Genomic DNA, 25,837 nt, shown 5'->3' on the forward strand with positions numbered 1-25,837 from the left:
TGCAAGTTATGAAATGGAGTTTTGTGTTGTTGTTTGTAAGTTGTATGCAACTTTCAGCGACAGTCTATTCCCAGCAAGAGAAAATGAGTATCTCTGTAAGGGATGTTTCTATCGAGGATTTGATTAAAACGATCAAATCTCAGGTTCCAGTGGATTTCCTGTATAATTTGAAGGAGATAGAACGTAATGGTACCGTTAGTGTAAATATGAGGAATGCGACCGTGGAGGACATATTACAAGCAGCATTTCGAGGGAAATCTTTAACTTATACTTACGTGAATGGTGTTTTTGTTATTCGTCCGATGTATGTGTCTGGAAAAGATTCTGTAAAAAGAATGTATAATGTAACAGGTTTGGTATTGGATCCCAAAAAACAACCATTACCAGGTGTGACTATTCGTTTAGATGGGACGGTTGTGGGAACTGCCTCGAATTCTTTGGGAGAATTTATTATGACAGTTCCTCAAGATACGGGAAGGCTAATATTTACTTTCGTCGGTTTTAAGCAGAAAAGAGTTGCTTTTAAAGCGGGCCAACGTCTAGTCGTAACTTTAGAAGAAGAAGTGGAGGATTTGGATGAGGTTGTCGTGACGGGTTATCAGGTTATTAACCGTAAGAAATTGACCAGTGCCATTACTTCGGTAAAAATGGAAGATATTATGATACCGGGGGCCACGTCTATAGATCAGATGCTTGAGGGGCGAATCCAGGATTTGATGTTGACAACGAACTCCGGTGAGGTTGGTGTTGTGCCACGTTTAAGGATTCGCGGAACTTCCACTTTAATCGGGAACCGGGAACCTTTGTGGGTGGTGGATGGCATTGTCGTGAATGACCCAGTTCCTTTGGATTCGGATGTTTTGAATGATCCTGACTATGTGAACCGGATAGGAAATGCAATTGCCGGATTGAATCCACAGGATATTGAACGTTTAGATGTGTTAAAGGATGCAGCCGCCACGACACTTTACGGGACTCGTGCTGCGAATGGGGTAATCGTGATAACGACAAAAAAGGGACATATCGGGAGACCTTTAGTTCGGTATAATGTTACAGCTACTTATAAACGTCGTCCCCGGTATAGTGATCGGCAAATAGATTTAATGAGTTCAAAGGAGAGGGTAGATCTGTCTCGGGAGCTGGTCGCTCAATCCTATGTTTACCCGTCGGATATGAGTGTAGTTGGGTATGAGTATTTGCTCCAACAACTTTATTCGGGAGTGCTTGATGATGAGGCGTTTGCTCGTGAAGTGAAGAAAATAGAGAATAATAATACGGATTGGTTTGCAATTTTAACGAGGGACGTGATTTCACATAACCACACGTTGAGTATTTCTGGGGGAACGGAGAGTTTACGCTACTATTCTTCTATTGGCTACTCGCGGGACAATGATGTGATTAGGGATCAAGAAATTTCCCGATACACGGGGAACTTGAGTTTGGATGCAAATCTTTATAAATGGTTGACGGCTGCAGTTGATTTTAACGCCAGCATCGGCAAACGAGCCTACGAACAGAGTGATATTGGGTCGATTAATTATGCTTATATGGCTAGCCGGACAATTTCTCCTTATGGCGAGAATGGTGAATTGAGTTATTACAAGAAGAATATAAATTCCAGTTATGGTTATGATTTTAATATTTTAAATGAGAAAAAGGAGAGTTACACGTCTCAAGATAATAATAATTTTAATTTGAGTACGCAGTTAAATTTCTTGTTTACAGATTATTTAAATGCGAATATACTTTTTAATTATGCTGTATCAAACGTGAATGCAGAAGGTTATTGGGGAGAGAAAACATGGCATGCGGCGACCCTTCGAATGTCTAACTACGGAGAAACGGCTCCAGCTAGAAGTTTAATGCCATACGGGGGAGAGCTGACAGCACAAAATACGAGAAACACCACTTATACTCTTCGTTTCCAAATAAACTTGAATAAATATTTTGGTCGGGATGATAAGCACAATCTGAACGGAACTCTTGGTTATGAGATGTCATCATCCCGTTATGAAGGGTATCAAAATGTAACCCGGGGATACTATGCAGATAGAGGTAAAAAGTTTACCAGTGATATTTCGTCTTCTGATTACGCGACTTATGCTAATTGGGTAATGTCGAATGTTCCGACAATCACGGATAATCTGACAAATTTGATCGGGGCTTATATCACGTTGACGTATAGTTATCAGAATTTGTTCAGTATCAATGCAAACACCCGTTATGATGGTTCTAATAAATTTGGTAGTCGGAGTAACGAGAAACTATTACCTGTATGGGCTATATCCGGGGCATTTAACGTGTCGGAATTACCGGGGATAGAGAATGAGTGGCTGAATTTTTTGTCATTGAAAATGTCTTATGGTTACCAAGGTAATATGTTAGACGGGCAGAGTCCTGAATTGTTGCTGATCAACAACCCGAAAGATTCCTATTATAATAAGTTCACGTCATCGGTGTCATCCTATCCGAACCCTGATTTGAAGTGGGAAAGAACCGGATCATTCAATGTTGGCTTGGAGTTGTCTATGCTTGATAATCGGATACAGATTAGTGGGGATTATTATCGGAAACGAACGAAAGATGCTTTTATGAATAAACCGATTTCTAGTGTGAACGGTCAGAATTCGTATGTTATAAATTCCGGTGAGATTTTGAATATTGGGTATAACGTTTCCTTGAATTTAGTTCCGGTGAAAACGAATAATTTTAAGTGGTCGTTTTCCACGATGATCTCTAAGACAAAAAACAAGTTGAATACGCAGCCGAATGCGGATGTTCACGAGTTGTCCGATTTCTTGACTGGAACTGCTTTGGTGAAAGGAAAAGCGGTCAGTACTTTTTATTCGTATCGTTTTGTCGGATTGAATCCTCTGGATGGAGGGCCTCTGTTTGACGATTACTCGGATCGCATTGATTTGTTGAAAAACATGGATAAGTATGACACGTACACGACGGTATTAAAGGCAACTGGTAAACGTGATCCTTCTATATCCGGAAATTTGTATAATAATTTGAGTTATAAGCGTATTCGGGCTAGCGTGGTTTTTGCGTACAGCTTGGGAGCTAGTTTACGTTTATCAAGAGTATTTTCTCAAGCGATAAAAGATTCAGATAATCGAAATATTTATTCGGAATATAATGTTGGCCGGGCGTTACTAAATCGTTGGAAAGTGCCAGGAGATGAAAAGAAAACTATAATACCTGCGATTCTTAGCGTTTCAGATCCAGGATATGGTGTGTATGGACGACATTGGTCCGTAAATAGTTCATATGAGGGCGTATTCATTGCAGATAATTATTGGGATATGTATGATTATTGCGATGCCAGGGTTGTGAGTGCCGATTATTTAAAGTGTAGTAATGTTAGTTTGTCATACGTGTTCCCGGAAAAATGGCTAAAGAAGGCTGGAATTTCTCGTTTGGAGTCGACACTTTCTGCAACGAATTTATTCACGATATGTTCTAAAAAACTGAAAGGACAGACTCCGACACAAAGTGTGTTCTCTCAGATTCAATTGTCCGAGCGTCCTACAATTTCTCTCGGATTAAATGTTTCATTTTAATGTTGACAATTATGAAATATATTATTATATATAGTATAATACTTTTCTTCCTAGGAAGTTGTAGCTTTTTGGAGGAATATTCGCAAGATACCGTCCAAGTTCGTGGTTATGAAGATTTAGAAGAGTTGTTAATCGGTGAGGGATATATGAAAGTGAATGGTTCTTATTCGTTAGAACAGGTAGCTAGTTATTACCCATATCTTCACTATATGTCGGATGAAACAGAAGAATGTGAGAAAAGTGATTTCGGTTCCAGTGGTTTTAATCGAAGAGATGCTATTTTCGGATATTATACTTGGCAAGATCGTTGTGGCGTGAATGAATACGGTTCTTCTTTTGCAGATGAAAGCGGTGATTGGACGAAACTATATTACCATGTTAATATTGTAAATAGTGTCATTGACCTTATTGATGAATATATCAAGGGAGGTGATAATGAAGTAGCAGAGGCAAACCGGGTGAAAGGGGAGGCTTATTTCCTACGAGGGGCTTATTATTTTACGTTAATAAATTTGTATGGGAAACCCTATGAAATTTCCACTGCGGAGAACGATTTAGGGGTACCTTTAAAACTTACGGGGGAGATTCAAGATGTAATTTTTCAGCGCGAGAGCGTGGCCCGGGTTTATGAACAAATAGAATCGGATTTGAAGATTGCAGAAGATTGTTTGGGAAAAGCGAATTTACTTGGTACGATATATCAGGCTGATAGTACGGCTGTACATCTGCTGATGAGTCGTTTCTACCTGTACAAACAAGATTGGAAACAAGCTTTGAAGTATGCCCGAAAAGTGATTGCTGTTAAACCTGATCTCTTGGATCTGAATGGATTTTCCGGGGGATTCCTATCCAAAAGTTCTGTGGAGACAATTTTTTCAATGGGTGGTCATGCCATTACTCATAACACAGTCAATCAGTACAAGAGTTTTCAAGTATCACGTGAAATGTATGATACTTATGATATAACAGATTTAAGGAAGTCTGTTTTCTTCTGGACGTATAATGATTTTGTTGGATATGCTAAAATTGCAGAGAGTTCTTCGTTTGCGAATGATGATCCGGCTGCTGATTATTATTATAATTACACGTTAGCTTACGAGGGACGGAAAATAGAGGTATCGGATAATTTCTTGTTTCGGAATGCAGAAGCCTATTTGAACGGGGCGGAGGCAGCGGCTTATTTGGGTGATGAGGCGACGGCTCTGGATTTGTTGGAACAATTGCGAGTAAAACGTTTTAAAAATGAAAGTTATGCGACACTTCAGAAAAGCGGAGAAGAGTTAGTGACGGAAATTCGGGAAGAACGTCGGCGGGAGTTATGTCTGGAAGGACATCGTTGGTTTGATTTGAGACGGTATATGGTATGTGAAAAATATCCTTATTCCAAAGAAATTGAAAAAGTATACTATGTTTATAAAGATGATTCTTCCGATGAAAAGATCGAGAAACGGGTCTATAAATTAGAGAAGAATGATCCGGCTTATGTTTTACCGATACCCCATGAAGTATTGGAATTTCACACGGGAATGCAAAATAATCCTCATCCGGTGAGGAGTTATAGAATAGAATCATTGAATTAATAATTTGAACTATGAATATGAAACTTGAGTATTTATATATTTTGGGGTGGCTGTGTGTATGCTTGTTGTCGAGTTGTTCGGAGAAAGAAGATGTACAGCCATTGGATCTAAAAGATAATTATTACGAGATCTCTGAAGATGCCAGTGATCCGGAGTCTTTGTTACGTAAAGAATTTGAAGAAACATTGGGAATTCATTTGCTCTTCAATGACACGTTGAGAAAGGAATATCGGGGAACCGATCGATATGGTAACGATGTTTATTTCGTACAGAAAGTAGATTTCTCTTATTATTTAACATCCATGTCGAAACAAAGGTATCTTTTTGAATATCTTGATGATATTGAATCTCAACGGGCAGCTGTAGAATTTATGAAAGAGAGAATATTAAATATGTTTAGCTCGAAACTTTATCCCTATTCGTTATTGTTGGTGAAACGGATTAATGCTTATCAGGCTAGTTTAGATGGGGATCAGTACGAATTAGTTGATGAGGATATGGATTATATCGCTGGATGGAATAGTATGGCGGTAGCTTTTAGGGATATTCTAAATATGAGTGGAGAGGAAAAAGAAGAATATGCGGCTGTTGTTTTGAGACAAATTGTTTCTAATAGTATTTCTAAAGTGGAAGATTCCGAATTTGAGGAGTTTTTCTCGTTTGCGGAAGGTTATTATGAACAATGGTCTATTTTTGCTCCGTTGAATGATATTAAAACGGTGGGATTTTTGGGGTCTAATCCACTTATGGGAACCGTGAGAGTATGGTATTCGAAAGAGGAAGATTTGGCTAGTTATGTAAATGTTTTGTTAACGATGACGGAAGAAGAATTCATGACTGAAAATGGAAGTTATCCGGCTTGTGTAACGAAATGGAATGAGATGAAGAGAGTATTGATTGATCTGGGATTAAAGTTCGATTAATGATTAAATAAAGAATTATGAATAAAGGGATATTATATGTTTTCCTTGGGTTGATTTCGATCTGGGGATGTGATAATGATAATGAGGTGATACCCGTTGTTAAACCGGATGCATCGGGAACTTATGTGGATGAACGTGATGGGAATGAATATGGTTGGGTAAGATTTGGAGACTTGGAATGGATGACCAGTAATATGCGGTACGCTCCCGAATCCGGGTTGTATGGGAAATATGAAAGCGATGGGGAGTTGGGAGGTGGATCAATGAAAGAGGAGATGTACGAGAAATATGGGTATTGGTATGATTACAATGCCGCTATTTTAGTTGCTCCGGAAGGATGGCGCTTGCCAACAGACGAGGACTGGCAGAAATTGGAAATAGCTTTGGGAATGAGTGTGAAGGATGCCGCTTGTGAAGGTTTCAGGGGATATTATGAGGGTGAACTGCTACAACAAGGCGATGAGGGTACAGGAATGCAACTAACTGCTGGAGGATTTTATTCCGAGCATACGGTGGCGTATACGGAGAACTGGCGTTTCCATGGTGTGTACGGTTTTTTCTGGACTGCAACCGAAGATCCGGATAATAGTGGTTTTATTTTTTATCGTAAAATCGCTTATAATTCGACTCAGGTTTTTCGAGCAAGTACAATGAAAACCAATTGGTTGAATGTGCGATGTTGTCGGGATGTCCGTTAGGGATATAAGATATGAAATTGTTTTGTGGAATGAAAATTCCTAATAGGTTCCATGAGCCTGTTAGGAATTTATTTTTGAGTTCTATTTTCAATGAGGATTAAGGAAGGAAAAGAGGAATGGATGAAATTCGGGTGAAAAATATAAAATATTGGAGAAATAGATATTTTCGTGGAAAATTGAAAAGACACAAATGATGTATGTAAATATAATTACTGCGTTATGATTAAAAGTGTTATGATATAATTTCAACGAAATACGGTTGAAGATTTTCGTAAAGAGGCGGAGGTTGGAATGTTAAATGCTGGCGGTATAGAATAAATAATTTTGTTCTTTTGTGGTTTATATTAAAGAAATATTTACCTTTGTCTTGTCAATTCGAGAAATAATAAGAAAGTGTATAGCACATGAAGGAATAAGCCTCCGGAAGTGTGTATACACTTTTTTTATTAAATCCGAGTTGACATTCCATTTAATGATCCGGAGGCTTTTTTGGAAAACGTTTTTTGAAAAGATATAGTTACATATAAATGTAATATTTTGAATTCTAATTTGTCGACGAGGGTGAGAGTACCGTGATGGGAAATCATCCTTTTTTGCATTTCTTCACTTTAAGAAAAATTTAAAACGTTTGAGTATTGTTACACAAAAGATTCGTCTTATATTTGTTAACGAAAATAGTGCGTGATCTTTCAATGATCTTTTATTATTCACATGATTAAAACAATTACACATGAGAAAAACAGTATTGGTTATTTTTAGTTGCTTTCTCTCCCTGTTGTTTGTACCCAAGACTTACGGGCAAGGACAGGATAAGTTGCTAGGACTTCTGAAAGAAGAGTTGGCACAACAGATGAAAGAACTAAAAGGTGAAGAATTTCCCCCGTATCACATGAATTACAGGGTGATTGATGTGACTTCTTCCGTAGTGTCTGCTTCTTTCGGGGCGCTGATGAACAGTCAGCAGTATCGTTCCCGGACGTTAGTTCCGCAGATTCGGTTAGGGGATGAGAAACTCGATAATTTTAGATTTAATCAAATGGGATCGGCCATGTCCCGGTTCCAAGGCCCTTCCGTGGCTCGTTTGCCGTTGGATGAGGAAAATAATGAAGATGCCGTTCGTCAGGCTATCTGGGACGAGGTGAACAATCGTTACAAGTTTGCCGTGGATATGTACCAGAAAACGAAAGCAGAAAGCTCTGTAAACGTGGAAGAAGAAGATAAGGCTCCTTATTTTTCTGAGGCGAAAGTGGAGAAATATTATGAGGCCCCGCTCCCGGCTGAAAAGATGACGATTGATATGGACCAATGGGCAGCCCGGATGAAAGAGATTTCGGCCGTGTTCAAAAACCACCCCGGGATTATGAAAGGGGATGCGATCATGATCTACACGGTGGAAAGACGTTATTTCGTGAACAACGAGGGAACGGAAGTCGTGCAGAATCTACCGTATGCCCGTATTATGGTGTTTGGGGAGACAAAAGCCGATGACGGAATGGAATTGCCGTTGAACTTGTCTTATTTTGCTTATGATCCGGCAGATCTTCCCGCCAATGATAAGATTATTGCAGATGCTAAAGAGATGGTGAAAACATTGGAAGCCTTGCGTGTGGCTCCGGTGGTTGATCCCTACACGGGACCGGCCTTGCTATCTGGCCCTGCCAGTGGTGTGTTCTTCCACGAGATTTTCGGTCACCGGATCGAGGGACAACGTATGAAGAGCGAGAGTGACGGGCAGACGTTCAAGAAAATGATCGGTCAATTCGTGTTGCCGGAGGGTATGCACGTGTATGATGACCCGACACTTCGGAAGTATGCAGGAGAGGATTTGAACGGATTTTATAAGTATGATGATCAGGGTGTAAAAGCCGAACGGGTGGATGTTGTGGTGAACGGTAAGTTGAATGACTTCCTGATGACCCGTACCCCGATCGACGGCCATCCTCGCACGAACGGACACGCCCGTGCCAGCGACGGGTTTGACCCTGTTTCCCGCCAGTCTAATTTGGTGATCGAGACTTCTAACCCGAAAACTCCCGAAGAATTACGCCAATTATTGATTGAAGAGGTAAAAAAACAAGGTAAAGAATACGGTTATTTCTTCAAGGAGGTGACGAGTGGATTTACATTCACGGGTAAAGGTGGTACCAATTCCTTCAACGTGACCCCGCTGGAGGTGTACAAAGTATTTGCTGACGGTCGTCCGGACCAGTTGGTTCGTGGCGTGGATTTGATCGGAACCCCGCTTTCCATGTTCTCTAATATTATATATGCCGGAAATGATGCCCGCGTGTTCACGGGAATGTGTGGTGCTGAATCGGGTTCAATTCCTGTAACGGCTATTTCTCCGACTATCTTGGTGAATAAGGTAGAGACGCAAAGAAAAGCGAAATCTCAAGATATTTTACCGATTTTACCGGCTCCGGGAACGAAATAAAGATGTGGAAATTATAAAACTAGAAAGATGAGATATATATTATCACTATTAATATTTTTCCTGCTGGTAGGGCCAGTGGTGGCACAGAATGAGCAAGATCAAGTGATCTTCAAGGCGATGCAGGATGAATTACAAAGAAATAAAGCTGAATTGGCATTGCCGGGGATGGATAAACCGTTTTATTTGTCTTTTTCTTTAGGTAGGTTCCGCCAGTTTGAAGTTGTTGGGGAGCTGGGAGCGATCACGAATTCACTGGAATTGCCGTGGAGAGGGGTAGGCTCGTCTCAGTTGTTGCTGGGTGATTATAATAACACGAACGATACTCGTTTCGTGGGACAATTCATGAAGGTAGGGATGCCGGCCGAGGCGGATTATGACATGATTCGTCGTAATTTTTGGTTGGTATCCGATGCAGCTTACAAGATGGCGTTGCGTGAAGCTGCTGCCAAAGAAGCGGCCTTGAAGTCAAACCCGCAAACTCCGGAGGAGGCTCAATTGCCGGACTTGGTAAAGGCAGAACCGATCACGAAGATCGTGGAAAGCAAGGTCCCCTATGAAATTGATATAAAGAAATGGGAAAACACGATTCGTGAACTTTCTGCGATATTCAAGAATTACAAGGAAATTTACAACTCATCCGTGGGTATTAGCGGTTTGGATATGGAAGTTTACAAACAGACGAGCGAGGACGTGACCATGAAACAACCGGTTACTTATGCGAATCTGTTTGCACAAGGATATGTAACCACGGAAGACGGGGTACGGATCGGGGATGCGCTTTCTATTTTGGTTGCTCGCCCGCAGGATATGCCTTCTTTGGAAGATTTGAAAAAGAAAGTAACTGCTTTTGCTGAAAATCTGATGAAGTTGAGAAATGCCCCGGTGGTTGAAGAATTCTATTCCGGGCCGGTTCTTTTTGAAGACGGGGCTTCTTCCAGTATTTTCGTGAACAACCTGTTGAATCAAGGGGGATTATTTGCTTATCGTAAGCCGATTGGTCAGGCGGGAGGCAGAACGTTGGAAGGTCGTATCGGGAGAAAGATTATTGACAACCGTTTGACCGTGAAAAATTACACTAGCTTGGAGAAATACGATGGGACCCCGTTGTTAGGTGCTTACGAGATCGACGCGGAAGGTGTTATTCCGGAAAAGGAGATGACGCTGGTTGACAAGGGGATCTTGCGCCAAATGTTGAATGGTCGGGTACCTTCTTTGAAAACTCAGCACTCCACGGGTAGCTCTCGTTTCGTGATGACCGGAAGTGATATAGTTTATGCCACGGCTCCGGGAACTATTCATATCCAAGTAGATAAGGGAACGAAACAGGACAAGATGAAAAAAGCATTAATCAAGGCTGCCAAGGATGAAGGGTTGGATTATGCTTACATCGTGCGCAGTATTGCCGGACCGGCATCCCGTATTTACAAGGTTGACGTGAAAGATGGTAGTGAAACACAGGTTCGTTTCGGTGATGTTTCTGCCATTAATTTGGCGAAGATCAAACGGGTACTGGACATTTCAAGTAAAGAAAACGTGTCTAACTACATCCTGAATCGTCAAGTGCTTTCTTCTTTGATTTATCCGGCCTCGGTTTTGATCGAGGACGTGGAAATCAACAAGTCTGAACCGAAGAAAGAGAAAGAACCGGTGTTGAAATTCCCGTTGCAGAGATAATGTAGCCGAGTGGCTAATTTTATAAACTTTACAAACTAGGGGTATGTCGAGAAAGACATACCCCTTTTTATTGTAATGTTCACTGGGAATGAATACCTTTGTTCAGTAGGTTGGTTGTTACTTTTTTAAGATAATAGGTATGACATTTGAAAATATACGTCTGGTGGCCCGTTACGAGCGAAACCTGATCATAAGAAATAAGTTGTTTTGGATATTCGCTTGTTGTGTCGTTGCGGGAATCTCTCTTTCGCACTGGCTATGGCAAGGCGACTCATTAGGTGGGCTTAGGTGGTTAAACAGGGCTTTGCCTTCGTTTATTCCTTTTTGGAATGCTTGGTTTTATAATTTGGTGCAAGGGATTATCGTGATTTTTATCGGTATCGATTTCGTGTGGCGGGATCGACGTTTGGAGACAAATGCCGTGTTCTCTGCCCGTCCGGTGACTAATTTGGCTTATCAAACGGGAAAGGTGTTGGGGATCGTGGAGGTTTGCCTCGTGCTGAACTTGATAACAATGGGATTAGGGATGATTTTTCATATCTTGTTCGGGGAACCGGGAACTTTCCAGTTGAAGATTTATTTTGTTTACCTGTTCGTGATGACCTTGCCCACGCTGTTTTTCGTGTTGGGAGTCGCTTTAATCGTGGCTAACCGGGTAAAGAATCATGCCTTGGCAGTATTGGTATTGTTGGCTGTATTTGCTGCCTTTTATTTCGGGACCACGGATTTATTGTGTGGTACTATTGACCCGTGGGGGCGTGCATTGCCGCTTCTGTTCTCGGATGTGACGGGAATGACCCGTCCGGAGTGGGTTGTTTTACAACGGGGAATGTTTGTTTTTCTGGGATTGGGGCTTGTTGTGCTGGCCATGGGAATGATGCCGCGTTTGTCGGAACGGGCAGGTGTTACGTGGAAAGTGAGGGCCGGGGGATGGACATTCCTACTGATCGGCATCCTGTTCGGAGGGGCTTATTACGGTATATTTCACGAGCTAAATAATCGAAGAGACTTGTACCGGGAGGTATTCGAAAAGTACGCCGAAGTGAAAGGGGGACACGTTAAGGCACATAATATCTATTTTCGTCAGGAAGGGGATAAAATAACGGGGGAGAGTGATCTGGTGGTGGCAAACGTGGGAGGACAGCCCTTAGTTCGCCCCGTGCTTTACTTGAATCCGGGATTAGAGGTAACGGCCTTGACAAGCGGGCAAGGGGAGAACTTGTCTTATACCCGGGAATCCCAAGCCATCCTTTTGGAGAGAGCGTTACAACCCAGTGAAGAAATCCTTTTACACGTGGTTTACGAGGGAAAGATTGATGAGGCAATTTGTTTCCTGGATTTCACGGACGAGGAGTTTCATGATACCCGCTTGATGAGCTTTTTCCGGACGTATCATTCGATGTTCCGTCATGGAAGGTGTTTTGCTCGTGTCGGGGATGATTACACGTTGCTTTTCCCTGAATGTTTGTGGTATCCGGTTGCCGTTCCCCCGGTAAACGTGAATGCCCCGTTGGCTAGTCAGTATGATTTTACCCGTTACCGGTTGAAAGTCGGGAAAGTCGGGAAACGAGTGGCTATCTCGCAAGGAGAGATGGAGATGAGTGGGGATACTACAGTCTTTAGAAACCGGGAGCCATTACCTTCTCTAAGTCTGACTATCGGGGAGTACGAACGGAGGAGTATCGTGTTAGACTCGTTGACGTTCGAGTTGTATCATTTCCCCGGGCATGACTTCTTCATGCGGGATTACACGAGTCTGAAGGATTCCGCCGAGTTCCTTGTGGAAGAGCCGATAAGTATGATGCGGGAAGTAAAGGGGGGTGATTATCCTTTTTGTAAGTTTACTTTGGTCGAGACTCCGGTGAATTTTATTCCACACCAACGGAAAGGGGTTACGGGAAGTCAATTTGTACAGCCGGAGATACTATTTTATCCGGAGAGAATGTGCTTGGGTTATTATGCGCACGTGGGCTTTTGGCCGGGAGATGAGGATGAAAGGACTCGTTTCGAGTTGGAGGTGGAGGCGTTTCGTAATTTGTTAGCCGTGAATTTACTTGCGGGTGTTTTTGATTGTTCAGTTCTGTTTGGTGATTTCGGGGGTGTTCTACAATCGGATGAATATCCGGGTTTTGGAGGTATCGTGAACGATTTAGCCAAAGTTGACTTTTCTAACGGACCGATGGTGTACGTGGGAGAAGAGATCAGTTATTCTGAGATTGTCACTTATTGGAAGGGGAAATCCATGCGGGAGGCTTTCGTGGATCAAGAGGTGAAGGGGGAGCAATTACAGAAATTATTGAGGAAGAAATACGAGTTGATTCAAAAACATTTGCAGGCGCTTGTCGGGGAACGGGAATTATTCAATTTTATGAAACAATTTAAGCAAAGTCATTTGTTTATGCGACCTGATTTCGAAGAGCTAGAACGGGAGTTTAATGCTCGTTTTCATGTGAATCTTCGGGAGATTTTGAATTATTATTACGAGGGGAAGGAGTTACCGGCTCTATTTATCCGGGATTTGAAAGTGGAATTGTATGAAGAGGACGAGGAGACTAAAAATATAGGTAGCTGTAAAATATATAATCCTACTTCAGTTCCGGCAGTTGTGACACTGAGCGTGGCAACGTATTCCATGGGGGATAACGAGAGCGGGTCCGGGCTGCGTAACTATTTAATTCCGGGACATAGTTGTAAAGAGATTCGGGCCGATTTGGGTATGCGTGATGTTTTCGCGTTAGGAATGAATCTCAGTCAGAATCTTCCCGGGGAGAATGTCTTGGAATGGACTTCATCCAAAGATTTGTCAAAAACGAAAGATGGGAAAACGGGTATTTGGGATGTGGATAGTGCTATTTTTACTCGGAAAGTTCCGGGAATGATTGTGAATGCCGAGGACCCCGGTTTTGTGATTCATGAGAAAAAGCGGAAAGGGAAACTGGCCGCTTATTTCTCAACAGGTGAGAACGGGAAAAAGTATAGTTACGTGTATGACCACGAGCATTGGACTTTGACCACGGATAGCCATTGTTATGGGGATATCGTGAAGAGTGCTTATTATAAAATTGCCGGAACAGGGAAATCTAAGGTAGAGTGGAAAGTGAACGTGGAAAATCCCGGGAAGTACGAGGTTTTGGTTTATGTTCCGGACGTGGAGGCGACTTCGGCTCGTAAGGTTTTTATCGGGGGAGCGAGACTTTTTTATCAGGTGACATCCGCGGATGACGTCACGGACGTGGAAGTATTGTTGGATAACGAGGAACCGGGATGGATCTCTTTGGGAAAATATCATTTTGATCGTGGTGAGTATAGCGTGTTTTTGAGTGACCGGGGTGGTGATTCTTTGACGTGGGAGAATGATGGCACTTACGCGTGGGAACGGGATGCCGTGCAGTTGATTTTTGCCAATGCCGTGAAATGGATTCCCGTTAATGAATAGAAATGTGATGTTCTTTAATAGATAGCAAGAGGGAAATGGTGCTTGTCAACTTTTTGGCATCCACGGGTTTCATGATATAGGCGTTACACCCGCACGAGTAAGCTGTTTGTTTGTCCTGTTCATAAGCGTACGCGCTAACGACAATGATCGGAATGTCATGATCTATTTCTCGAATGGTTTGCATGGCTGTAAGCCCGTCCATGTGGGGCATTTTTATATCCATTAAGATTGCATCGGGAGGAAAATTCTTGAATAGTTGGATGGCTTCAATTCCATCATGTGCATGAATGATCTGGTAATCTCGTTTTAATAAAGCGAATAAAAGCAAGTAGTTACTTTCATCATCTTCTGCAATAAGAATTATAGGGCGTTTCTCTGGTTCCATAAGGTGTTTAACGCTATTCGTGTTGTAATTTTGTACATTCAATAAATGAACGTTTATTATGTCTCATTTATTGAGCTGCCAATAAAATGCGGATTGTTAATTTTTATCTTGCTTTTCATTTGATCATGAGAAATTTAAAAAATAAGCAACGTAGCTGATATGAAGTAAAAAATACTTATATTTGTACATTCAATAAACGTTCGTTTAATGATATGATTTCCATGTCAGAAATTGCATCTATTTTACTCCAATTTTCCGGCGATTCATTATTTTTGTATGGAAGTAAAATTGTGTAGATATGAAGGCTAAGATAAATAAGACGAATGCTGTTCGTTTGCTGGATAAAGCGAAGATTGACTACGAGTTGATTCCTTACGAGGTGGATGAAAATGATCTGGCCGCGGCTCACGTGGCGGCACAGTTGGGGGAGAATATCGAACAGGTGTTCAAAACGTTAGTACTGCATGGGGATCGGGGTGGTTACTTTGTTTGTGTTATTCCGGGTGATCATGAACTGGATTTGAAAGTGGCGGCTAAAGCGTCCGGGAACAAGAAAGCGGATTTGATTCCGATGAAGGAATTATTGCCTATTACCGGGTACATCCGGGGAGGTTGCTCGCCTATCGGGATGAAAAAAGAGTTCCCCACGTTTATTCATGAAAGTTGTTTAAAGTTCGAATACATTTATATCAGTGCGGGTGTTCGAGGGTTACAAATCCGGCTGAACCCGAAAGATTTAATCACTTATACCCGGGCGACGTTGATAAGTTAAAAGTTAAAAGATAAAAACTAAAAGTTGGCTCTCCTTCAACTTTTAGTTTTTACTTTTTAGTTCTTTTATCGGACTGGAAATGCGATTGTGAACTTACTTCCTTTTCCGATCTCGCTTTCAACCCAGATTTTTCCATCATGAGCTTCCACGAAATCTTTAGAAATGGCTAGTCCTAGCCCGCTACCTTGTACTTTGGTCCCCGGAACCCGGAAATAGCGGTCGAATATACTTTGGTGATATCTGGGGTCGATTCCTTTTCCAAAATCCTGCACGAATATTTGTATGGTCTGGTCCACTTCCTTGGCTCCCACGATGATCCGGGAGTTCTCTTTCGAATAATGGATAGCATTGGAGAGGAGATTCGTGATCACCCAAGCTATTTTTTCACTATCTACAAATAGTTTATGAATCTTTTCGGGGTACTCCACTTCAATATTGCATCCGAAACGTTCGGCAAGTACCCGGGTAGCTGCCACGGCATAGTTGATCAATTCGATCGGTTTCGTGATCTTCGGGCTTAAAATCAGCTTTCCGGTTTCCACTTGGGTCAATTTGAGTAGTTCTCCTGTGATATTTAACAGTCGGTCGCTATTTTCTTTTATGCTACTTGCGAGAGATTGTTGCTCGTCGTTCAAGCTGCCAATCCGTTGATCTTCCAGTAATTTCAAGCTCATCATGATAGCTGAAATCGGGGTTTTAAGCTCGTGCGAGATCGTGGAGATAAAAGTTGTTTTGGCCGAATCTAGTTCTTTGAATTCCGTGATATTCTTTAACAAAATCACGTTGCCGACCTGTTTTTCTCCCTCGGTTTCGGTCTCCGTCAATTTAATCGGCACGTAAACGGCTTGGAAAAAACTCTCCTTGTCGTCGGCGTATATCTTTAGCGGCTCGTGCTTTTCGTTTGGATGTACCAGTTCGCGAATAAGGCGGCGTAACAAGTCGTTCTTCAACGATAACTCGTCGGCAGATTGGTGAATCATCTGTTCCCGTTTGAGGTTTAACACGGTCAAAGCCTCATTGTTCACGAAAAGAATTTGTCGATCATGATCCAGACCGATAATCGGTTCATGAATACTGTTGACGATAGCCTCCAAGTATTTTTTGCTGGATAACAGGGTGGCCAGTGAACTTTGCTGGTACTCTTCCAGACGTTCGGCCATATCGTTGAAAGAAGTTGCCACTTCACTAAATTCCCGTGTAGAGTCGAAATGCAGGCGTTTACTGTAATTGCGGTGGGCAATCTCCACGATCCCGCGTGTCAACTCGCTGATCGGGCGGGTAATTTGCGTGGGAAACAACAGGAGCAGGGCAAGGGCAACCCCGACGCTGCATATCCCGATAATGGAAATCCATAACGTGGCCTGCCGGGCCGTGTCTTCGGCAATCACGCTATTGCGTTGAATCGAGGCCATGTTCAGGCTCATGATCTGGTTCAGATCCAGCCGGAGTTGCCGGATGTTCTGTTCGCTAGGATTCTCGTCCAGCAATTTGAAATGGCGAGCCAAGCGGTCGGTGGCTTCCGACTCGTTGATTTCCGTGATATTCAGTCTCTGTTTTTCGAGGTTCTCCATGAATATATCTAACGCTTCCCGGTCCGTTTCAAGATTATCGAGGGCATAAAGCATACCTTTTGCGTAATCGAGCGAATTGTAGTTATCGGACAGGATATTTTTCGTGTCGTCGGCCAGTTTATCAATGTAACTGATCGCCAGAACACCAAGTAGCACGATGATCATGAAAAGGAGACCGATTCCCGATGTTAATTTCGTTTTTATTTTCATACCCCTAAACTTAATTCGATTTAATGATATTTTCAAGAATTCTTCCGTGTTTATGAACCGAGAATGATTAAATCTACATTTAATATCGCCAGATTATTCAATAACCTCTTGTATCGAAGGGCAGAACGCACGTACGAGAACAACTGGATGTTGGGTTTTCCCACGCAAACCGTGCTAATCTGCCTTTCCCGGCAAACATTGATGATGGTTCCGATAATGTCGTCCGATTGAATTTGAAGTACCTCTCCGCCCAGTTCTGATGCCAGCTTGAAATGATTGATCAGGTAACGTTGCTTGGCCAGTGGGATGCGGTCAGCACTTTCGTGGCGGGTTTGCACGTGGAGGACCACGAATTTGCTATTGTAATGGGTGGCTAGGCGTGCCACTTTCCGGATGAGTTTGCGCGGTGTTTTTTCCTGACTACTGATACAGGCTAAGAAGCGTTCATGGCGCAGGCCGATATTTTCCACCACCTCGTTTTCCACCTTTTTCTCCACCCGTAGGGCGACCTCTTTCAAGGCTAGTTCCCGGAGTTGAAGGATGTTTTCCGATTTGAAGAAGTTACGCAAGGCCAGTTCAATTTTATCCGGTTTGTAAATCTTTCCGGCTTTTAACCGGGAGATCAATTCTTCAGCGGTCAAGTCGATGTTCACCACCTCGTCGGCCTGTCCTAACACGCTATCGGGGACTCGTTCTTTTACCTCGATCCCGGAAATGTCCTGTACCTCCCCGTTCAGGCTTTCGATGTGCTGGATATTCACGGCCGTGATAACATTAATCCCCGCGTCCAGCAAGTCAAGCACGTCCTGCCAGCGTTTCTCGTTCACGCAACCTTCGATATTCGTGTGGGCCAGCTCATCGACAATCACCACTTCCGGGTGTATTTGTAAAATTGCCTGTAAATCCATCTCTTCGACTTCCTTGCCCTTGTAAAATAGTTTTTTACGGGGAATGACGGGAAGGCCTTCCAGTTTGGCTGCCGTGTCGACACGACCGTGTGTTTCTGCGTAACCTACTTGTACATCAACTCCTGCGGTAAGCAAATCATGTGCTTCCCGTAACATCCGATAAGTTTTTCCAACCCCGGCAATCATGCCGATATATATCTTTAAATGACCTCTCTTAGCCTTTCTTATAAGACTGAGGAAGTGTTCAACGTTCTGTTCCTTGTCCATAACGACCAACAAGATAGCAAAAAATATGCAAGATGATTGTTGTCTGGTTTATTTACTTGTTAATCAGTGTTTTGTTGTGACTTTGCCGGATTGGTAAATGATAAAACCTTTTCATTTTGGTAGGGTATCTTCCCAAAATGGTAACCGTGTCGGTTTTATATTAATAATCATTCTAAATAATTTGGTCTGCTTTTTGCATTATCGGGACTATAAACTGGTATTGCAATGAAAAGAGTAATTTTATATGGAATAGTGCTACTTCTATGCGGGTGTGATTTAATCGAGTATCATCCGTACGATGTGCGTTTGCACGGGGAAACGGGTATAAATGCGAAGAATATAGCTCGTATAGAAGAAATCTGCGAGGGGAAAGACACCTTGCGGTTCGTGTTAATGGGTGATAGTCAGCGTTGGTATGATGAAACGGAAGATTTCGTGAAAGCGCTCAACAAGCGGGACGACGTGGACTTCGTGATTCACGGGGGAGATATATCCGATTTCGGCTTGACGAAGGAGTTCCTGTGGGTGCGGGATATTATGGGAAAGCTGAAGGTGCCTTACGTGGCCTTGTTGGGGAATCACGATATTCTCGGAAACGGGATGGATGTTTTCCTGAAGGTATACGGGGATGAGAATTTCTCCTTCCGGGCGGGGAATACTAAATTTGTTTGCATGAACACGAATGCCTTGGAATTCGACTACTCACACCCGGTGCCGGACTTCACCTTCATGTACAATGAATTGCAGGACACGGTGGGATGTCCCCGGACGGTTCCGGTGATGCACGTGCAACCTTTCAACGTGGAGTTCAACAATAACGTGGCCCGTGGTTTTCATGCCTTGTTGCTGGAATTTCCGGGGGTGGAGTTCTGTTTGCACGCACACAGTCACACGCTACTTCATGAAGAGTTGTTCGAGGACGGGATTCCGTATATCGGTTGTGCCGCGATGAAAGATAAGAATTATTTGTTATTCACCTTAACGCCGGGAGGATACGAGTATGAAGTGGTCTATTATTAGAGTCGGCATCGTGGCCATGTTCATGGGTATGGCTACAATCGTGTTGGGTATGACGGATGATGACCGGGAGCAACGCCGGGCAGAACGGCATCAGCGCAAGTTGCAGCAATATAAATCCGGGTGGAACCGTCTGATCCCGAAGTACCAGAACGTGCAATATGCCGGTTCTATGGGATTGCTCTCCCTTGGCGTAGGCTGGGATTACGGGCGGAAAAAACAGTGGGAAACGGAGATCATGTTCGGCTTGATTCCTCGTTTTTCTTCCAACAAGGCAAAAGTAACGTTCACGTTGAAACAAAATTACGCACCGTGGGAGGTTAGTCTCGGTGGCAAGTGGTGGTTGGAACCACTGGTGACGGGACTGTACATGAACACGGTGTTATCCGATGATTTCTGGGTGAAGGAACCGGAAAAATACCCGAATAACTATTATAAGTTTTCCACCCGTGTACGCTTTCATATCTTTACCGGGCAGCGAATTGCTTTTGATCTGGGGCCTCATTCTCCCTTTCGTCGAATCACGGCATTTTATGAGTTGAGTACCTGTGATCTTTACATCATCAGTAGTGCCACGAATAAATACGTGAGAACATGGGACATCCTGAGCCTCTCGTTTGGCGTGAAATTGCATATCTTGTAATTATTTCTCGTATATTTGTTGAATAATGTAAACGAGAAATAGCATGAAAAGAGTATTTGTATCCGTATTTTTTGTCCTCGTGGCGATGATCGTGAACGCGCAGGATATTGCCGGACATTGGGGTGGAACCTTGAATATTCAGGGCGTGAAATTAAGGCTTGTTTTTCATGTTTCCCGTTCCGGGGATTCATGGACGACGACGATGGATAGCCCTGATCAGGGGGCAAAGGGAATTCCCACGGGGAAAACGGAGTACGCAGATAACGTGTTGACCATCACGGCTCCGGCCCTTGGAATGAAATTCTCCGGGAAATGGCAGGGATCCGATAGGATACAAGGAACTTTCGTACAGGGCGGGTTGACGCTGCCGTTGGAATTAATGCGGGGCAACGAGGAAAAGCCTCTCTTGCGTCCACAGGAACCCAAGCCACCCTATCCATACCGGGTAGAGGAAGTGACCTTTGAAAACACGAAAGCGGGCGTGACCTTGGCGGGTACGCTGACTTTACCGGAAAAGGGCGATCATTACCCGGTTGTCGTGTTGATTTCCGGTAGCGGGCCGCAAAACCGGGATGAGGAACTGATGGCACATAAGCCTTTTCTTGTGCTTGCCGACTATCTTACTCGGCAAGGGGTCGGGGTGTTGCGCTTTGATGACCGGGGAGTGGGACAATCAACCGGGAATTTCGAGACGGCAACCACGCTTGATTTCGCCGATGACGTGGAGGCTGCTGTAAACTTTTTGAAGAATGATCGAAAGATACGAAATATAGGACTTGTCGGGCATAGTGAAGGCGGGATGATCGCCCCCCTCGTGGCCAGTCGTTCCGGGGACGTGGCTTTTATCGTCCTGTTGGCAGGGCCCGGGCTACGGGGTGATCATATATTACTGGAACAGCAAAAAGAGATGGGACGGGTGACGGGAGCGACTGCCGGGGAGCTGGATTACTCGGCTGCCGTGAATCGCCGATGTTTTGACATCGTGCTGGCGAGCGCGTCGAGTCGGGAGGCCGAACCGCTTTTGAAAGCGTACATGGATAGTTTGAACCAAGCGGGGAAATTGCCGGCAAACATGAAAGACGAGCGGGGTGCCGAACTTTGGCGTCGACAAGTGCTGTCCCCGTGGATGTATTTCTTCGTGAAATACGACCCTGTTCCCGTTTTGAGGGATGTGAAATGTCCGGTGCTGGTTTTGAACGGGAGTAATGACCTGCAAGTCTTGCCGGAAAACTTGGGGATCATCAAGAAAGGTTTGGAGACTGGGAAAAACCGGAGCGTGACCGTGAAGGAGTTACCCGGTTTAAATCATCTTTTCCAGACTTGCGAATCGGGTTCACCCGCTTTATACGGCACGATAGAGGAAACTTTTTCGCCCGTGGCCTTGAAAGAGATCGGGGATTGGATCAAGGGGAAAGGATTTTAGATCCTATTGATTAAGTGATTTCCGATTCAGTGATTTAATGATTTTAGATTCAGTGATTTAATGATTTTAGATTTTAGATTCCAGCCGCACGGGGCCGGCGCTTTAACTACCCCCTCCGGCTCCCCCTTACACAGGGGGAGAGACGGACGCAAGAAGACGTTTCAATATAACAATGCAGCCTGTCGGGGCTTTCCCAAAAAGTCATTTAATTTCAAAAAACTCCTCCGTCACTTCGTGCCACCTCCTCTATAAACAGAGGAGGAGCTGGTGACTCTTCCCGAAGACAGAGGGTATTTCAACTCTCCCTCTGTTTATAGAGGGAGTACCCCGAAGGGGGGAGGGAGTTTGAAAATGACTTTTGAACACCCCTTCGAAGGGGAGCATTCTAAATTCTAAACTCTAAATTTTAAATTAAAAATATATACCATGCAATACCCGCAACTTTCCCGATACCCGAAATTCCATGCCCCGGTTGCCCGACGCCTGTTCGTGATAGGCTTGTTATTGCTGTTGATGCTCCCGACTGTGGAGGCGCAACGGAAAAAAGTGGGAGTCGTGTTAAGCGGAGGGGGAGCGAAGGGCGTGGCACACATCGGCGTGTTGAAAGTGTTGGAAAAAGCGGGGATCCCCGTGGATGTCATCGTGGGAACCAGCATGGGTTCCATCGTGGGCGGTCTGTATGCCATTGGTTATTCGGCCGATCAACTCGATAGCCTCGTGCGGGTGCAGGATTGGATGTTCCTTCTAAGTGATAAAGTGAACCGTTATGACCTACCTTTCGGGGAGAAGGAACAGGATGGCAAGTACCTGCTTTCCGTCCCTTTTGACCGGGGGAAAAAGCGTCCGTCAGGTTTTATCAGCGGGCAGAACGTGTATAATCTCTTTTCCGATCTCACGATTGGTTATCATGATTCCCTTGATTTCCTGCAATTACCGATCCCGTTTGCCTGCGTGGCGGCGGATATGTTCCACCGGGAAGAGATCGTGATGAAGGGAGGAAATCTCGTGCAGGCGATGCGGGCGAGCATGGCCATTCCGGGCGTGTTTACCCCGGTGAGGACGGAGGACCGGGTACTGGTTGACGGGGGAATATTGAATAATTTTCCGACAGACGTGGCCCGTGAGTTGGGCGCGGAGATCGTGATCGGGGTTGACGTGCAGGCCGATTTGATGAAGGAGGATAAGTTGGAGTCTGTTTCCGGCGTGATCCCGCAGATCATTAACCTTCTCTGCATGAACAAGCACGAGGCGAACGTGAAGCTTGCCGATCTGGTGATTCGTCCCGATATGAAAGGATTCTCGGCCGCCAGTTTCAGCGCCCGCGCGATCGATTCGCTACTGGCCCGGGGAAAGGTGGCGGCACTGCAACAATGGTCCGAGATCATGCGGGTAAAAGAATTGATCGGGGAATCCGGGAACGTGGACAACGAAATCCCGAAAGCCCATCAACCGGAAAAAATAGCCATCCGGAATGTTATTATCCGGGGACTCTCCTTGCGGGAGGAAGGATGGGTGCGTCGGAAAATGCGGATAGAGGAAAATAGCGAGATCACCTTGAATGATATTCATCGTGAAATTGCGACCCTGTACGGCACGAAAGCATTCGTGGCGGTGAATTACCGGTTGCTAGGGACAGCTCCCTACGATTTGGAGTTAAGCCTGAAATCCAATCCCATGAGTACGCTGAATATCGGTTTCCGGTTTGATTCGGAGGATATGGCGGCCATCTTGTTGAACACGACTTTAAACAACAGGAGCCTGCGGGGGTCACAACTGGCGTTAACCGGGCGTTTGAGCAAGAATCCTTACGTGAAACTGGAATATTCACTGGAAAATACTTTCTTGCGAGGGTTTAACCTCGCTTACATGTTCCGCTACAATGACGTGGATTATTACCGGAAGGGGAAGAAAACGAATAACGTGACTTATCGTTACCACGCGGGGGAACTTGGGCTGTCCAGCCTGTACCTGCGTAATTTTAAGTTCAAGGTGGGGTTACGCTATGAGTATTTTGATTACAATTCCCTGCTTTTCTCCAACGAGGACGAGGTGATGAGCGTTCGTCCCGAGGGCTTTTTCAGTTATTACGGGGTGGCGGAACTGGACACGTACGATCGTCGGTTCTACCCCTCCCGGGGCGTTTCCTTGGAGGCCGTTTATTCGTTGTACACGGATAACTTGGCGACGTATGACGGGGGATCGCCGTTTTCCGCCCTGTCGGTTCGTTTCTGCCCGGTTGTTTCCCTTTCCGACCGTTTGAAAGTGATCCCTTCCGCGTTCGGGCGGGTGTTAATCGGGCATGATCCTGCCTATTCTTACTTTAATAATCTCGGGGGAACGGAGTTCGGACGTTACAACACGCAGCAGATGCCTTTCGTGGGAATTAACCACGTGGAGGTATTCGAGAATGCCGTGATCGTGGGGAAATTGGAATTTCGCCAACGCATGGGGCGAAAGCACTATCTTTCCGTTATCGGGAACTATGCCCTGCAAGACGATAACTTCTTTGACCTCTTCGGTCGTAAAGGTATATGGGGCGGGGGAATCGGTTATTCCCGGGATTCAATGCTGGGACCGATTGATCTGGTCTTTACTTTCTCCGACTGGTCGGAAAAGTTAGGGTGTTACTTTAATCTGGGATTTTATTTTTAAAAGCTCTCCCGCTATACTTGCGCTTTTGTTTCATAAAGGTGAAATGAATTTCGTAATTCGTGTCATACTCGTTTATTGTTTATGGAATTCGAAAATAGATGAAATGCAATTTTGCGATATTAGAAAATATTGCTAGATTGCAGCATTTTAAAATGAATATTTAATTCGTGTGTGAAGAAAGATCTGACAGAGGCAAGGTTATTCTCGATATTGCGCATACCTGTATTTTTTGCCGGGAGGAACTTGTGACCTGTGGATCTGTAATTAACAATTTTCGGAGGTAAAATAAATTTGTAAAGTCTATGAAGAATTCTGTATTTAATTTTCTGTTTCCTATTTTTCGTTGTTTCTTGTTATTAATGTTGCTGGCTGGTTGTGGTAGTGACGACAAGGACGAGCCGGAACCGGTGATCGAGCCGGAGGCGGATTACACGGTGATACTTTACGGTTGTGGTGGGGGAGATCTGGATCACGCCCTCCGGTATAATTTGGATCAGGTGGTCGCGAGCGGCTACTCGCCGAAGGTGCAGTTCACGGCTCTCGTGAAGTTTTCGGCCGACCAGCAAGAGAACGAGGGGATGGAGGGGACGATCCGGTACACGATGGAGGAAGAGGGCATGACCCACGAGAGGGTGAACGATGCGAATTTCCGGCTGGATAACCCGGACCATCTTGCCGGTTTTATCCGGGAGTCGATGGAACGTTTGCCGGCGAAAAAGTACGTGCTGGTGTTGTGGAACCACGGGAGCGGTTTTGATTTGTGGGATCAACCATTGGATTTGTCGAGTTTCGAACAGAAGGGCCGGGGGATGATTATGGATGATAATTGTGAGGAAGATGGTTATGACGCGGCAATGTCTATATTCGAGCTGGAGGAAGGACTGAAGCGCTCGGGGGTGAAGCTGGACATGATCTACTGGGATCTCTGCCTGATGAACATGATCGAGAACCTGTATCAAGTGAAGGATTACGTGCGGTACGTGCTGGGGTCGAGTCATTCAACTCCTGATCTCGGGGGAAATTATGCGCTGTTGATGAAGGCGTTGGAACATCATGCGGAGATAGAGGATGCCATGCGGGAATATATCCCGAAGGTGATGGATACGTGGAAAAGTGCATTTCAACTCGGTAATCTTGACCTGCAATTGATGGATATGAGTAAGATAGAGGCCGTGGCGAAGTGTTTTAAACCTTTCGTGGAGGGAATGATCGAGTTGAGGGAGGTTTATAGCGAGGGAGAGGAAGAAGATGCTTTGTGGTTTGATTATAATCAAAGGGAGGCGATGTACTTGTTTGATGGTGAGTTTTACTCGATCGACATGGCTCGTTTTGCGAAGTACATGGCAAACAGGACTTTTTACGGGGAATTGTCGGCGAAGGTCGTGGAATTGAACGAGGCACTGGAGGAAATGATCGTGGCACGCGAGAGATTTGATCTCCCCGCATCGGAGCAAAAACTGGAGGGGGAGGTTTCTGTCGGGATCTGTTTTTTAAAGAAAGAATGGTATCTCGGACAGTTTGATTCGATGAAAGGATATAGTGTCATTTACCCGTTACTTCATTTCGATGAGGTGACGCACTGGAGCGATTACCTGAAGATAAATGATATGAAGACTGTGATTTTTGACGGAGAGCATTTCGTGGAGGTTCCATGGGAAGAGGAAAACTAAAAGACTAC

At 44.3% G+C, this 25,837-nt stretch carries 16 protein-coding genes; 13 read left to right on the forward strand and 3 right to left on the reverse strand.

Going from position 1 to position 25,837, the window contains the following annotated elements; all coding sequences use genetic code 11:
• Positions 1-8: 8 nt before the first annotated feature.
• The 7 genes from I2I33_RS12195 (at position 9) to I2I33_RS12225 (ending at position 14,311) form a co-directional block, all read left to right on the forward strand.
• Positions 9-3,566, forward strand: coding sequence for a SusC/RagA family TonB-linked outer membrane protein (locus I2I33_RS12195; protein WP_229128286.1), 3,558 nt, complete (start codon positions 9-11; stop codon positions 3,564-3,566).
• A gap of 11 nt (positions 3,567-3,577) precedes the next feature.
• Complete coding sequence (locus I2I33_RS12200) at positions 3,578-5,146, forward strand: RagB/SusD family nutrient uptake outer membrane protein (RefSeq protein ID WP_158571866.1); 1,569 nt, start codon at positions 3,578-3,580, stop codon at positions 5,144-5,146.
• Positions 5,147-5,157: 11 nt separating this feature from the next.
• On the forward strand, positions 5,158-6,069 hold the full coding sequence (locus I2I33_RS12205; RefSeq protein ID WP_087422119.1) for a hypothetical protein: 912 nt from the start codon (positions 5,158-5,160) through the stop codon (positions 6,067-6,069).
• Positions 6,070-6,086: 17 nt separating this feature from the next.
• Positions 6,087-6,767 carry a fibrobacter succinogenes major paralogous domain-containing protein gene (locus I2I33_RS12210; RefSeq protein ID WP_087422120.1) on the forward strand — a complete coding sequence of 227 codons (681 nt, stop codon included), beginning with the start codon at positions 6,087-6,089 and terminating at the stop codon, positions 6,765-6,767.
• A gap of 730 nt (positions 6,768-7,497) precedes the next feature.
• Positions 7,498-9,201, forward strand: coding sequence for a TldD/PmbA family protein (locus I2I33_RS12215; protein WP_087422121.1), 1,704 nt, complete (start codon positions 7,498-7,500; stop codon positions 9,199-9,201).
• A 27-nt stretch (positions 9,202-9,228) separates the two neighbouring features.
• Positions 9,229-10,875 (forward strand): metallopeptidase TldD-related protein, encoded by a 1,647-nt coding sequence (locus tag I2I33_RS12220; protein WP_209279551.1) that lies wholly within the window; start codon positions 9,229-9,231, stop codon positions 10,873-10,875.
• A gap of 139 nt (positions 10,876-11,014) precedes the next feature.
• A complete protein-coding gene (locus I2I33_RS12225) occupies positions 11,015-14,311 on the forward strand; it encodes a hypothetical protein (RefSeq protein WP_140402614.1) in 3,297 nt (1,098 codons plus the stop codon).
• Here I2I33_RS12225 and I2I33_RS12230 read toward each other — a convergent pair.
• Complete coding sequence (locus I2I33_RS12230) at positions 14,301-14,696, reverse strand: response regulator (protein ID WP_087422123.1); 396 nt, start codon at positions 14,694-14,696, stop codon at positions 14,301-14,303. The two genes, I2I33_RS12225 and I2I33_RS12230, sit on opposite strands and share 11 nt — an antisense overlap.
• Positions 14,697-14,994: 298 nt before the next feature.
• Between I2I33_RS12230 and ybaK the strand changes: the two genes are divergently transcribed.
• A complete protein-coding gene (gene ybaK, locus I2I33_RS12235) occupies positions 14,995-15,468 on the forward strand; it encodes a Cys-tRNA(Pro) deacylase (protein WP_027199809.1) in 474 nt (157 codons plus the stop codon).
• Between the two features lie 65 nt (positions 15,469-15,533).
• Here the strand turns inward: ybaK and I2I33_RS12240 are convergent, their stop codons facing one another.
• Complete coding sequence (locus I2I33_RS12240) at positions 15,534-17,249, reverse strand: ATP-binding protein (RefSeq protein WP_087422124.1); 1,716 nt, start codon at positions 17,247-17,249, stop codon at positions 15,534-15,536.
• 50 nt (positions 17,250-17,299) lie between these two features.
• Entirely contained in the window at positions 17,300-18,424 is a 1,125-nt protein-coding gene (locus tag I2I33_RS12245; RefSeq protein WP_087422125.1) for a histidine kinase, read from the reverse strand.
• Between the two features lie 225 nt (positions 18,425-18,649).
• Here I2I33_RS12245 and I2I33_RS12250 point away from each other — a divergent pair, with 225 nt between their 5' ends.
• The 5 genes from I2I33_RS12250 (at position 18,650) to I2I33_RS12270 (ending at position 25,829) form a co-directional block, all read left to right on the forward strand.
• Positions 18,650-19,444, forward strand: coding sequence for a metallophosphoesterase family protein (locus tag I2I33_RS12250; RefSeq protein ID WP_087422126.1), 795 nt, complete (start codon positions 18,650-18,652; stop codon positions 19,442-19,444).
• Positions 19,425-20,084: a hypothetical protein gene (locus I2I33_RS12255; protein ID WP_087422127.1), complete on the forward strand. Its 660-nt coding sequence runs from the start codon at positions 19,425-19,427 to the stop codon at positions 20,082-20,084. The genes I2I33_RS12250 and I2I33_RS12255 overlap by 20 nt, the downstream gene beginning before the upstream one ends.
• A gap of 43 nt (positions 20,085-20,127) precedes the next feature.
• Complete coding sequence (locus I2I33_RS12260; protein ID WP_087422128.1) at positions 20,128-21,507, forward strand: alpha/beta hydrolase family protein; 1,380 nt, start codon at positions 20,128-20,130, stop codon at positions 21,505-21,507.
• Positions 21,508-21,933: 426 nt separating this feature from the next.
• Positions 21,934-24,159, forward strand: coding sequence for a patatin-like phospholipase family protein (locus tag I2I33_RS12265; RefSeq protein WP_229128287.1), 2,226 nt, complete (start codon positions 21,934-21,936; stop codon positions 24,157-24,159).
• A 302-nt stretch (positions 24,160-24,461) separates the two neighbouring features.
• The gene (locus tag I2I33_RS12270; RefSeq protein WP_087422129.1) at positions 24,462-25,829 is read left to right on the forward strand and encodes a clostripain-related cysteine peptidase; all 1,368 of its coding nucleotides are present in this window, start codon (positions 24,462-24,464) and stop codon (positions 25,827-25,829) included.
• Positions 25,830-25,837: the final 8 nt, after the last annotated feature.

The sequence above is a fragment of the Butyricimonas sp. BSD2780061689_150309_C8 genome, from assembly GCF_015560935.1.
In the GTDB taxonomy this organism is placed as follows: Bacteria; Bacteroidota; Bacteroidia; order Bacteroidales; family Marinifilaceae; genus Butyricimonas; species Butyricimonas paravirosa.